Below are 12,543 nucleotides of genomic sequence, written 5' to 3' on the forward strand. Positions count from 1 at the left end.
TGCGGAGCCGGTGGGATTTGAACCCACGGTCCCCCTAACGGAGGACTCCACCTTAGCAGGGTGGTGCTTTAGGCCGCTCAGCCACGACTCCACTGCTGCGCACTGAGGCACAGCGTCTTAAGAGTACACAACGGGCAAGCCGCGCGGCAAAAGACGGGTGGTGTCACCAAAAGCTCAAGTTCAGTCCCTACTATTATCCGCGAGACACCTGACTGACACAGACGCGCTCCATCCGGCCGGACGATCACCTCGACCGTGTTCCGGGATGCGTGCCGCCCCGAGGAGACCCACTAGTGGCCGATGCCGACGACCGCCGCGGAGACGAGCGCCCAGGAAGTGACCCTTCCGCCCAGAGGCGCCCGCTGCGCGCGTCAGACCGTGCCCGACTCCGAGGCGAGGACGGTGTGCGTCGCGACGACTACTACGGTCCGCGCGCCACGGAGCCGGAGGCGCCCGCCGAGGAGGAGGCGCCTCCGGCTCCTCGTACCGGCACCGCTCCGTCGCATGCCCCCGCGGGTGACCCCGCGCCCCGCCACGCAGCGCACTCTCCTGAAGCGCAGTCTCCTGCCGCTCGCTCGACCGATTCCGCGTCAGATTCCGCATCAGATTCCGACGCGCAGGGCTTCATGTCCCGGCGTGCTCGCCGTGAGGCGCTCGCTCGCGACAAGAAGACGCCGCGCGGGCAGCGGAGCACGGGCACGGGTGCCTCCGCCCCGACGGCCGCCCCCACGTTCGAAGAGGAGCCCCGCCGCACGACCGACCGCACGAAGGCTCCCGCAGCAGCCGGTGCCGCAGCCGGTGCCGGCGCAGCAGCAGTGCCCGGCGCTGCAGCCGCTGCTGCGCCGAGGAAGGGGACAGCTCCCGGCCGAGCAGCCGCCACCGCAGACACCCACGACGACGACTTCCCCCGCCACTCCCGCAGGGAGGGCGACGCGTTCCCCTCCATCGTGAAGTGGACGACCCTCGGCACCCTGCTCCCGGGGCTGGGGATGATCCGCGGACGCTCCCGCGCCGGATGGATCCTGCTGCTGGGGTTCCTCGCGATGATCGTCGTCGGGCTCGCCTGGGTCGCCTGGCGGTCCCCCATCAAGGCCATCGCCCGCGTCGCCGGCTCCCCGACGATCCTCTATGCGCTCGCTGTGATCCTCGCGGTCGGCATCATCATCTGGGGATTCACCATCCTGAGGTCCTACGCCGTGCTGCGGAAGGGCCACCGGATGACGGACGTCCAGAAGTGGCTGGGATGGGGCCTCGTGGCCTCCCTCATCCTGTGCGTCGGCATCCCCCTGGGAGTCGGGTCGGCGTACTCGAAGGTCCATGCCGACGCCGTCGTCGAAGTGTTCGGTCGCGACGGGAAGCAGGGCGTCGACATCGAGACCCTGTGGGGGGACAAGGAGCGCATCAACGTCTTCCTGATCGGTCGGGACAACGGAGACGGTCGCGAGGGCACCCGCCCGGACACGATGCTGGTCGCCTCGATCAAGCCCCACACCGGCGACGCGACCCTCATCAGCGTGCCCCGCAACTTGAACAGCGCCATGTTCCCGGAGGGCTCCCCGCTCGCAGAACGCTTCCCCGAGGGCTTCGACGCGTTCGGCCCCCAGGAGAGCATGATCAACGCCGTGTGGACCTGGGCGGAGGAGTACCCCGAAGACGTCGGCGAGGTGCCCGAAGCGCTCAACCCCGGCATGGAGGCCACGATGCAGGCGGTCGAGGGATCGCTGGACCTGGGCCTCGACTACTACGCGAGCGTCGACATGCAGGGCTTCGAGGACGTCGTCGACGCGATCGGAGGCATTAAGATCGATGTCGAGCGTCCCGTCCCGATGGGCGGAGGCACGAACCTCAACACCGGTATGAAGAATCAGATCTACGGCTGGATCGATCCGGGAGAGCAGAAGCTGACCGGACAGAAGGCCCTCTGGTACGTCAGGTCCCGCGATGGCTCGGACAACTACGACCGCATGTGCCGGCAGCAGCGGATGCTCAAGCTCACGCTCGACCAGGTGAATCCGCAGGAGCTGGCGATCGCCTACCCGAAGCTCGCGGGATCCGCCGGCCGGAACATCCTCACGGACATCCCGCAGAGCCAGGTGAGCGCCTTCGTCGAGCTGGCCGCCGCGATGCAGGGCGGAGAGATCAAGTCCGCGCAGATCAACAACGACGTCACCTCGACGTCCAGCCCCGACTATGAGGAACTCCACGAGTGGGTGGAGGAGCAGATCAACCCGGCCGAGCCCAGCCAGGCGGAGGAGCAGGCGGCCCCTGAGACCGAGGAGCCGGAGGAGACTGAGGAGCCGGAGCCTACGGAAGAGCCGAAGTCCGGCATCGAGGACGACCAGGGCAAGTGCTACCCGAAGGGCTACGAGCCGGGATCCGGCTGGCCCGGCTGGCCCGGCCCCGAGGAGGCCTGAGCGGTGACCGCCCCTCTGCGGGTCGGCATCATCGGTGCGGGCCCGCGCGGCCTCACCGTGCTCGAACGGCTCGTCGCACACACCGTCGATGCCGGCGCTCCCGTCCACATCCGCGTCGTCGATCCCTTCCCGCCCGGAGCGGGCCGCGTGTGGCGGACGGACCAGTCACCGCATCTGCTCATGAATACGGTCCTGGAGGAGCAGACGGTGTTCCCCGACGCCACCTGCGACGTCGCCCACAGCGGAACGGGCCCCACGATGGCCGAGTGGGCGGACTCCGCGCCTCCCGCGGGCCGCTTCCCGCAGCGACGCGACTACGGGCGCTACCTCGCATGGAGCTGGGAGCAGATCACGGCCTCGGCCCCGGACCACGTGGAGATCGTCCACGAGCCGGTCGAGGTGACGACGATCCTCGACGCCCCGTCCGACGCGCAGACGCTGTGGCTGTCCGACGGACGCTCCGTCGACGTCGACGCCGTCGTCCTCTGCGTGGGGCACATCCCGGCCGCCCTGAGCGATGAGCGCGGCCAGTGGCAGCGGTTCGCCCGCGACGCCGGGCTCTCGTACCTCCCTCCGGGGCTGCCCGCAGAGACGCCCGTCGACGCGCTGCCGCCGGGCGAGCCCGTCCTCATCCGCGGATTCGGACTCAACTTCTTCGACCTCCAGTCACTGCTGACCCACGGTCGCGGCGGGACGTTCCGCTCCGATCCGGAGCGCGGCCCCCTCGCACTCACGTACACGCCCAGCGGTGACGAACCGATCCTGATCCCGGGCTCGCGTCGCGGCGTCCCCTACCGCTCCAAGCCGATCAGCCCGGACCACCCGCTGCCGGCGGATCCTCACGACCCCACGCAGCGGCTGCGGTTCTTCACCCCCCAGACGATCGCGCGGCTGCCGGTCCACGGCGACGGGCTGCGCTTCGACGCGCAGCTGTGGCCGCTCATCCTCGCGGACCTGCGCTCCGCCTGGTACTCCACTCTGGCCCGCACGCGCCCCGATGCGTTCGCGGAGGACCCGTCGAAGCTGCTGGGCGCCCTCTCCACCGGTGTCGAACGGCTCGTGCAGGCAGGCGCGGCGCACGAGTCGGAGCGGTGGCACATCCGCGAGGAGCGCGTGCTGCGAGGCGAGATCATCGCCGCCGAACCCCACTTCGTCTTCGATATGCGGCGGCTCCTCCGCCCGCTGGGCGATGAGTCGTTCCCCGACCGGGAATCGCTGCGTGCCGCGCTCATGGAGTTCCTCCGCACGGATCTGGAGGAGTCACTGATCGGCCCGGCGCACTCACCGCTGAAGGCGCTGTTCCCCGTCCTGTGGCAGGCGCGGGCACTGCTCAAGGACCTCGTCGTCGACGACCGGCTCTCCCCCGCGAGCTTCACGCGGGAGGTGCGCGGCTGGTTCGAGGACTTCGTCTCCGGACTGTGCGACGGTCCCCCGCCGCAGCGCTACGCAGAGCTCATCGCGCTCGCAGACGCAGGACTCGTCGACTTCGCGGGCCCACAGGTCCGCGTCACGACGTCTGGCGCCGGGGAGCCCGCGACATTCATCGCGACGAGCCCCGCCGTGCCGGTCTCGCTCCGCGCACCCGCACTCATCGACGCGAGCTCGCCCGCGAACCGCGTCCAGCAGGCCGACGACTCGCTGATCCGGAGCATGCTCGACCGCGGCCAGCTGTGCGCCGCGACGCATGATCTGGACGACGGCACACGCGTCCCGTCCTCGGGACTCGCGGTGACGGGCACCCCGTACCGCACTGTCGACGCCCGGTCGCGCGTGCACCCCCATCGCTACTGCCTCTCGCTCCAGCTGTCGTCCGTCCAGCTGGGCCTGGCCATCGCGGCCAACCCGCGCACCGACGCACAAACGCTGCGCGACGCGGACGCCGTCGCCCGCGCCGTCCTCGGCCTCGGCTGATGCCGGAGGGGCCGGCCCCTCACCCGCAGTCCACCGCGCCCGAGGTGCCGGTCGCCCCGCGCTTGTGCCGGCACTGAACGATCGATAGATTGCCAGAATGACTGCTGACGATGATGTCGCGCTCGCTGCGCCGCCGACCATGGCCTATGACGACGCGGTGCTGGGACGCCGCTCGATCCGCGGGTTCTCCGACAGGGACGTCAGTCGCGAGGTGGTCGAGCAGATCATCGACCTGGCCAGGAGAGCACCGTCCTCCCTCAACAGCCAGCCGTGGAACTTCTATGTGGTGACCGGCGAACCGCTGGAGCGGATCCGGGCGGGCAACGTCGAGCGGAATCTGGCAGGCGTGCCGGACACCCGGGAGTTCCGGCCCAACCCCGCCTACGAGGGGCACCATCGGGAACGGCAGATCGGTGTGGCCAAGCAGCTGTTCGCCGCGATGGGGATCGAGCGCCACGACAAGCCGGCCCGCCAGGACTGGGTGCTGCGCGGCTTCCGCCAGTTCGACGCGCCGGTGTCCGTGGTCATCACCTACGACCGCGAACTGCACGGTGCGGACATCCCGGTCTTCGACTGCGGAGCGGTGACGAACGCGCTGGTGAATGCCGCATGGTCGCGCGGCCTGGGCTGCTGCATCAATTCTCAGGGCATCATGCAGTCCCCCGTGGTCCGCGAGCACGCCGGCATCGCCGACGACCAGGTCATCATGATCTGCGTGGCCATGGGCTATCCCGACGATTCATTCCCGGCCAACAGCGTGGTCTCCCAGCGCAAGGACGTGGCCGAGGCGGCTGTGTTCGTCGGCTTCTGAGAGGACCCTCAGGCGCCGCTGCGCGACAGCCGCGCCAGCCCGCTGCTGCCGGCCATGCGACCGCGCACCACCGCGATGAACGCGCCCAGGAGACCCAGCACCAGCCAGCCCAGCAGTCCGCCGTACGCAGCGCCGACCCCGGGGGCTCCCGCAGCCAGAGCGGCCACACCGTTCATCGCCGGCGTGAGCGGGAGGAACGGGGCCACTGCATCGAACCAGCCGGGCACTGCGCCCACCAGCCGTCCGGCGACCGCGAGCACGACCATCGCCACGGAGATGATCCGTCCGACGCCGCCCAGCAGCGCGGTCAGCGCGAAGGTGACGACCGCGAAGGTGACCGCCGCGAAGAGCAGCAGGACCAGCAGCGGGGCGAAGTCGAAGATCGGAAGCCCCAGGACGGCATGCGCGAGGATCGCGAGCACCACCGACTGGATGAGGCCCACGAACAGGCCCGGGCCCAGACCGGTCAGGAGCACCTTCCACGACGGGGCACGTGAGGTCAGTGCCCGGGCGGGAACTGCACGCACGATCGTGTACGTGATGAGCGCACCGATCCACATCGCCATGATGACGAGCAGCGCGATCGTCGATCCCTGCGTGAGGCCGGAGAAGCCGTCCTCGTCGCCTCCGATCGCCTGCGACACGGCTGTCGAGAGGTTGTCGCGCTCCGCGTCGGAGTAGCTGGGCACCTCCTCAGCGCCCTCCTCGATGCCGTCGGCGAACTCACCGGTCCCCTCCGACAGCTGCTCCGTCCCGTCCTGCAGCTGAGTCGTGCCGTCGGCCAGCTGCACCACGCCGTCGGTGTACTGTCCGAGGCCCACGGTGAACTCGTCCATGCCGGTGCCGAGTTCCCCGGCCCCGCTCGCAAGCTCGCCCGCGCCGTCGGCCAGCTGGCCCGCACCGTCGCCGAGCTCGCCCACGCCGTCTGCGAACGCGCCGGCTCCATCGGCCAGCTGGCCCGCACCGTCGCTCGACTGCTCCACGCCCTCGACCAGGGGTCCCATGCCGTCCGCCAGCTGCTGCACGCCGTCGGAGAGCTCTCCGGTCCCGTCGGACAGGCCGGAGGCGCCGTCCCGCAGCTGCTCCGATGCCTCGAGCAGCTGCGGCGCATTGTCAGACAGCTCCGTCATGCCGTCGGCCAGCTGCGCGACGCCGTCCTGCGCCTCGCCGATGCCGCCGGACAGTTCGTCAGCGCCGTCCGCGACACCGGACGCGCCGTCTGCGAGCGACATGCCCGTCGCCGGGTCCTGCTCGTCGAGACCGGACGCAGCACCGCCGAGTCCGCCGGCCAGGCCGGAGGTGAAGCCGCGGAGGAAGGTGTCCTCGCACACGGCGGGATCCTCGGCCTGTCCGCACATCTGGCCCATCTGGCCCTCGAGCTGGGCGGCTTCGTCCGAGCCGATCACTCCCGCGTCCACGAGCGTGTCGACGGAGAGCGGCGAGGTCGACTCCGCGAGCCCGCCGGCGCCCGCAGCGCCCTCCTCGAGACCGGACTGGTACTCACCCAGGCCGTCGGAGACGCCCTGAGCGCCGTCGGAGAGCTGGTCGGCACCGTCCTCGAGCTCGCCCATGCCGTCGGCGAGGTCCTGGATGCCGCCGTCGTCGCCGTCGCCGGCGAAACCGCTGAGGATCTCGTCGATCCCCGTCGTGTAGTCGTCGACCCCGCTGCTCAGCTCTCCCGCGCCGTCGTCCAGGTCGGACGCGCCGTCGGCCAGCTGCTGCGTCTGGTCGGGCAGGTCGTCGACACCGTCGTGCAGTTCGCCGAGGCCGTCGGAGAGGTCGCCCGCGCCGCCGGCCAGCTCCTGCGCGCCGTCATCCAGCTGTCCGATGCCGTCCGACAGCGCGCCCGCGCCCTCGGAGAGCCCCGAGGCGCCGTCGGCGATCCCCCCGACACCGTCGTTCAGTGCGCCGGCGCCCTCGGTGATCCCACCCGAGTTGTCGGACAGCTGCCCCGCACCGTCGGACAGTTCGCCGACGCCGGAGTCGAGCTCATCGGCGCCGGTCGCGAGCTCGCCCGCGGCGTCGCCCATCTCGCGCATCTGCTCGCCCATGTCGTTGAAGCCCACGAACACGCCGTCCAGATACTGCTCGGACCACATCTGGTTGAACTGCGACTTCGCGGCGGAGGTGATGGCCTCGATGATGACCGTGTCCGCCAGCGGCGAGGTCTTCGAGCTCACGACGTCGAGCGTCGCCTGCTGCGCCGCCATCGGGTCCTCCTGGGTCCCGGATGCCACGGCTTCGGAGAAGCCCTCCGGGATCGTGACGGAGGCGGCGTAGCGTCCGTCGGACAGACCGGCGGCCGCGTCGTCCTCGTCGGACAGCACCCACGTGACGTTCTGATCCTGGTCCGCGTCGACGAGACCGGCGGACAGCTGACGCCCCAGGGGCACTTGCTGCCCCTCGATCTCCGCGCCCTCGTCCTCGTTCACGATGGCGGCGGTGACCTCATCGAGTCGGTCACCGACCTTCCATGTGGCGAAGACGAAGCCCGCCGCGATGAGGAGGGGGACGAGCACGAGGCCCACCAGCGTGAGCCAGGTGACCCGCTTGTCCGTATCGGCGCGTTCGAACATCGCCATCAGTGCGTACCTCCGGTGGAAAGGGCGGCGAGGCGGTCCGCCTCGAGATCGAGCTGTGTGCAGTGGGCCCCGGACGGGATCATCCAGTCCGCTCGCTGGTCGACGAGTCCCAGGACGACGGCGGAGCCGTTCTCCACGGCTGAGTGGACGAGCGCCTCCATCGCGTCGGCGGTCTCGCGGTCTTGGGCACGGTCCGCGTGGTCCAGGACGAGGAGCGCGGGCGGGTTCTTCGCCATCTGTCGCATCGTGGCCGCGTCGACCATGAGTCCCGCGTCCGGGGAGTCGAGTGTGAGGAAGGGGACGTCGCGGCGGATCTTCCGGTTCTCCTCCGGCACCACCATCCCCGCGATCTTGAGCGTGCCGTGGTCCGGGACGATCCTGCCGGAGAGGGTGAGCAGCAGCGCTGAGGATCCGTGGCCGGAGACCGCGAGCACGTCGCCGGGAGCCACGGCGACGTCGAGGTCGGCGTAGACGGGCTCACCGTCCGCGTGCTCGATCGTGAGGCCCTCGCCGTATGCACCGTAGACGGCGCCGGCGTGCGGCCAGTCGCGCAGTTCGACCTGATGGACGAGGCCCTCACCCTCGACGTCGACCCTGGGCAGGATGCGGTCCAGCCAGCGCGGCAGCGCCCAGGCCTTGTCGCCCAGGAGTGCGAGCACGGCGGGCACCAGGGTCATGCGCACCAGGAAGGCGTCGGTGAACACGCCGACCGCCAGGCCCAGCGCGATGGATTTGATGATGGAGTCGCCGGCGGGGACGAACGCGCCGAAGACGGCGAACATGATGACGGCCGCGGCTGCCACGACCTTCGCCGAGGACGTGAAGCCTCTGATGATCGCGGTCCGGGCGTCCGCGCCGTGGACGTACGCCTCCCGCATGCCCGTCACGAGGAACACCTCGTAGTCCATCGCCAGCCCGAACAGGATGCCCATGAGGATGATCGGGAGGAAGCTGATGACGGGACCGGTCTCCGCGATCCCCAGCGGACCGGCGAACACCCCGTCGTGGAACACGAGGACGACCACGCCGAACGCTGTGACGACGGACAGGAGGAAGCCCACCGTCGCCTTGATCGGGACCACGATCGAGCGGAACACGATCATGAGCAGCAGCAGTGAGAAACCCACCACGAAGATGCCGAAGGGCAGCAGGGCCCCGCCCAGCTGGGAGCTGATGTCGATGGCGAGCGCGGTCGCACCGGTCACGGCGATCTCGGAGCCGTACTCGTCGAGGAACTGCGGTTCGAGCGCGCGAATCCGCTCCACCGTCTCCTCCGTCTCCGGATCGTCCGGCGCCGTCGTCGGGATCACCTGGATGATGCCGGTGTCCGCGTTGCGGTTGGGAGTGGCCATGACGACCTGCTCGACGCCCTCGACGCCCTCGATCTCGTCGCCCATCGCCTCGATGTCGCCCAGCGGGTCATCGGAGGAGATGATGTCGGCGGTCACCACGAGCGGACCGTTGAAGCCCTCGCCGAACTCCTCCGCGATGAGGTCATAGGAGACCTTCTGCGGAGTGCCCTCCTCTGCCCCGCCGCCGGTGGGCAGCGCGAGCTGGAGCTGGGACGCCGGGATCATGAAGAGGCCCAGGCCGACGACGATGATGAGGATGGTGACGACCGGGGCCTTGATCGCGGCCTTCACCCAGCCGGCGTAGAACCGCTCCGCCGGTGTCCGGCGAGGAGCGGCGGTGACGTCCGCCGAGGTCCCGGCCGGGGCCTCGGGCGCGGTCGCCTGCTGCTCGGCAGCCGTCTGTTCGGCTGTCTGCTGCTCGGCAGCCGTCTGCTTCGGAGCCCTTCGCTTCGAGGCCTTCGGCTTGGGCCGCAGGCGGTCGCCGGCGAAGCCCAGCATCGCGGGCAGCAGCGTCAGGGAGACGGCCACGGCGATGGCGACCGTGACGGCCGCGGCGATGCCCATGACGGCGAGGAACGGGATGCCCGCGACGGACAGTCCGGTCAGCGCGACCATGACGGTGACGCCGGCGAAGACCACAGCGGATCCGGATGTCGCGTTGGCGCGGGCCGCAGCCTCCTCCGCGGGCAGCCCATCCGTGAGGAACGATCTGTGTCGGGACACGATGAAGAGCGCGTAGTCGATGCCCACGGCCAGCCCGAGCATGAGCGCGAGCATGGGGGTCGTGGAGTTCACGGTGAAGAACGCGGTGGCCAGCACGACCAGCAGGAGGCCGATCGCCACGGACAGCAGCGCGGAGATCAGCGGCATGCCCGCCGCCCGCAGGGAGCCGAGTGTGACGAAGAGCACGACGAAGGCGACGATGACGCCGATCACCTCGACGATGGACAGGGACACGCCGGTGACGTTGAACAGCTCGCCGCCCGGGGAGCCCTGGGAGCCTTCGGGCAGATCTGCGATGAGCGCGTCGACGGCGTCCTCGAGATCCGTGAGCGTCGAATCGGGCAGGTTCGCGGCGTCATCGTCGTACTGGAGGGAGATGAGTGCCGCGGATCCCTCGTCGCTGATCGTGCCCTCGACCATCTCGTCGAAGGGGGACGTCGCCGTCTCGACGTGGTCGAGCTCGCCGAAGTCGTCGACCGCGTCCTCGATCGTGTCCCGGTAGGGGGCATCCTCGATGTCATCGCCGTCAGCGGCGACGACGATGACCTGGGCACTCGCGCCGGAGACCTCCGGGAAGGTGAGCGCGAGCGAATCGAGTGCCTCCTGCGCTTCCGCCCCGGGGAGCTCGAAGTCGTCCTCGAAGGACTGGGAGAAGAGGGCCACGGCACCGAGGACCACGGCCAGCAGGGCCACCCACACGGCGACGACGGTCTTGCGGCGGCGGAAGCACGATCGACCGAGGTCGTAGAGGAACGAAGACAAAGTCTCCCTTTCGCACAGCGGGTGGAGAATGGACCGGACGGCTTCGATACAGAACCGTATCGGATACAGTCATGTATTCTGACGCCTGTTCGGCACCGACGCAAACTCACGCAGATGATTCAGCCAGACGACCACCGAGGGGATCCGTGACCATCAGCCAGCGCCGCCAGCGCACCCGCTCCGCCCTGCAGGACGCGGCCATCACCGTGTTCGCCCGCCGCGGCGTGGCCGGCGCATCGATCGAGGAGATCTGCGAGCAGGGCGGCTTCACGCGCGGCGCCTTCTACTCGAACTACGCGACGAAGGATGAGCTGGTGCTCGGGATCATCGACGAGGAGTTCGCGCTCGCAGTCGCGGGGGCCTCGGACCTCAAGGATCGCCTGGACGGCGGCCCGATCCACCCGACGGACGGCGACGCAGACCCAGAGGCGACCGGCACAGCGGCCGCGGGCAGCACAGCGGCCGCGGGCAGCACTGCGGCGCAGCGCGACATCCTCCGCCGCGCGCTCGAGCATTTCCAGTTCCCGTTCTCCAGCACACCCGACCGCATCATCGCGATGCGCGACATCGAGGTCCACTCGCTGCGGCACCCGGAACTGCGGACGCGTCTGGACGAGGTGATGCGCACCCACAAGGAGAGCCTCTACACGACGGTCTCCGACATCCTCACCCACTACGGCGCCCGCTCGACGGTGCCTCTGCGCACGCTCGTCGACATCTGCCACAGCTGCTACGACACCGCCGCGAAGGATGCGGTCGTCGCACACCCCGGCGCCGAATCCGTGGACGTCGACCGATCCACGCTGCTGACCGTGCTCGTGAGCTTCGTCGAGTTCCCCCAGGACTGCCGCACGACGGACGGCGTCCCGTCCTGAGTCCGCAGTTCGGCAGCCGCGACTAGTCTGTGGGGATGTCTTCCGCATCGACAGACCAGACCGACGCCTTCGCCGCGTTCCTCGATTCGATGGATGAGCGGCTGAGCACCTTCATCGAGCATGGACTCCCCGAGACCGTGGAGGTCGGCGGGGAGGAGCGCACCTTCGTGAAGGACCTCTCCCCCGCATCGCTGCCATGGATCGAGGCCTATGCGGTGTCACGACTCCCCACGCCCGCGCTGGCGTCCACTCCGGCGAACCAGCGCCTGTCCGAGGACCTCATGCGCTATGTGGGAGAGACGTTCCTCCGGACGCTCGGCGGGTCGTGGCAGCACGACCCGGACGGGTCCGACCACGGGATGCCCTACGTCCAGGTGCCGGATCCGGGTGCGGACGACGCGGCTGCTCCTGCTGAGGCCGATACCGCTGCAGACGCCCCGGCTGACGCCGCCACCGCGCCCGAGGCCCATGTCACCATCGACGTGTCCGTCCTGGGACTGCTCATGGCGGCACTGCAGAACCGGACGGGTGACGTGTTCGTGTCAGCGCTCCTGGGCATCGCGGGCGCGGAGGCTGAGGCTGAGACCGGCGACCAGACGGATCCGTGAGCCGTGGGGCCCGCCGACCGTGAGGCCTGCCGACCGTGGGGCCCGCCACGACGTGAGGACCGCCGACCGTGAGGCCTACTACCCGTGAACCGTGAGCAGACGCCGCTCCGGCGCCTGTGGCTGGCCCTCGGCGTCCTCATGGTGCTGCTCCAGGCGGCGGGGTTCTACACACCGTCATCGGGCGAGGGGACCCTGCCGTTGCCCCCGCACGGGGACAAGGTGTTCCACGCCGCGTCGTTCGCTCTCGCCACGGCCTTCGCCCTGCTGGCGCGGCTGCCGTGGGTGGCCGTCATCCTGTTCATGCTGGGCCACGCGATCGCCAGCGAGCTGATCCAGGGGCTCTTCATGGAGACCCGATCCGGAGACGTCGCCGACGGGGTCGCCGATGTCATCGGCATCCTCTTCGGCGTGCTCGCGGCCCGGTGGCTCGCGCGGAATCCGCCGGAGCAGCGGGAACCCGGCGTGACACCCCCAGAGTGATCTGGCCGGTCAGAGTGACCTCGCC

The 12,543-nt window shown here is 69.9% G+C and carries 8 protein-coding genes and 1 tRNA gene; 6 read left to right on the forward strand and 3 right to left on the reverse strand.

Annotation, left to right across the window (positions count from 1 at the left end; all coding sequences use genetic code 11):
- Positions 1–2: 2 nt before the first annotated feature.
- Positions 3–91 (reverse strand) — tRNA-Ser (locus tag BSP109_RS01040).
- Between the two features lie 313 nt (positions 92–404).
- Here BSP109_RS01040 and BSP109_RS01045 point away from each other — a divergent pair.
- The 3 genes from BSP109_RS01045 (at position 405) to BSP109_RS01055 (ending at position 5,136) form a co-directional block, all read left to right on the forward strand.
- Complete coding sequence (locus tag BSP109_RS01045) at positions 405–2,414, forward strand: LCP family protein (RefSeq protein ID WP_146001068.1); 2,010 nt, start codon at positions 405–407, stop codon at positions 2,412–2,414.
- A 3-nt stretch (positions 2,415–2,417) separates the two neighbouring features.
- Positions 2,418–4,325 carry an FAD/NAD(P)-binding domain-containing protein gene (locus BSP109_RS01050; protein WP_101599093.1) on the forward strand — a complete coding sequence of 636 codons (1,908 nt, stop codon included), beginning with the start codon at positions 2,418–2,420 and terminating at the stop codon, positions 4,323–4,325.
- 97 nt (positions 4,326–4,422) lie between these two features.
- Positions 4,423–5,136 carry a nitroreductase gene (locus BSP109_RS01055; protein ID WP_219618486.1) on the forward strand — a complete coding sequence of 238 codons (714 nt, stop codon included), beginning with the start codon at positions 4,423–4,425 and terminating at the stop codon, positions 5,134–5,136.
- Between the two features lie 8 nt (positions 5,137–5,144).
- Here BSP109_RS01055 and BSP109_RS01060 read toward each other — a convergent pair whose 3' ends face one another.
- Both BSP109_RS01060 and BSP109_RS01065 read right to left on the reverse strand, forming a co-directional pair.
- Positions 5,145–7,718, reverse strand: a complete 2,574-nt coding sequence (locus BSP109_RS01060; protein WP_256970111.1) for a YhgE/Pip domain-containing protein — start codon at positions 7,716–7,718, stop codon at positions 5,145–5,147.
- A complete protein-coding gene (locus tag BSP109_RS01065) occupies positions 7,718–10,555 on the reverse strand; it encodes an MMPL family transporter (protein WP_101599094.1) in 2,838 nt (945 codons plus the stop codon). The genes BSP109_RS01060 and BSP109_RS01065 overlap by 1 nt, the downstream gene beginning before the upstream one ends.
- Before the next feature lie 146 nt (positions 10,556–10,701).
- On the opposite strand from BSP109_RS01065, the gene BSP109_RS01070 reads away from it, so the two are divergent.
- The 3 genes from BSP109_RS01070 (at position 10,702) to BSP109_RS01080 (ending at position 12,518) form a co-directional block, all read left to right on the forward strand.
- Complete coding sequence (locus BSP109_RS01070) at positions 10,702–11,430, forward strand: TetR/AcrR family transcriptional regulator (RefSeq protein ID WP_180959579.1); 729 nt, start codon at positions 10,702–10,704, stop codon at positions 11,428–11,430.
- A 35-nt stretch (positions 11,431–11,465) separates the two neighbouring features.
- Positions 11,466–12,038 carry a hypothetical protein gene (locus BSP109_RS01075; RefSeq protein WP_101599096.1) on the forward strand — a complete coding sequence of 191 codons (573 nt, stop codon included), beginning with the start codon at positions 11,466–11,468 and terminating at the stop codon, positions 12,036–12,038.
- Positions 12,039–12,122: 84 nt separating this feature from the next.
- The gene (locus BSP109_RS01080) at positions 12,123–12,518 is read left to right on the forward strand and encodes a VanZ family protein (protein ID WP_087002894.1); all 396 of its coding nucleotides are present in this window, start codon (positions 12,123–12,125) and stop codon (positions 12,516–12,518) included.
- Positions 12,519–12,543 lie beyond the last annotated feature (25 nt).

Source organism: Brevibacterium sp. Mu109, assembly GCF_900169375.1.
In the GTDB taxonomy this organism is placed as follows: domain Bacteria; phylum Actinomycetota; class Actinomycetes; order Actinomycetales; family Brevibacteriaceae; genus Brevibacterium; species Brevibacterium yomogidense_A.

Coding starts and splice junctions, on each gene's coding strand:
- BSP109_RS01055 (WP_219618486.1), top strand. CDS start 4,423: ATGACTGCTGACGATGATGTCGCGCTCGCTGCGCCGCCGACCATGGCC.
- BSP109_RS01075 (WP_101599096.1), top strand. CDS start 11,466: ATGTCTTCCGCATCGACAGACCAGACCGACGCCTTCGCCGCGTTCCTC.
- BSP109_RS01060 (WP_256970111.1), bottom strand. CDS start 7,718: ATGGCGATGTTCGAACGCGCCGATACGGACAAGCGGGTCACCTGGCTC.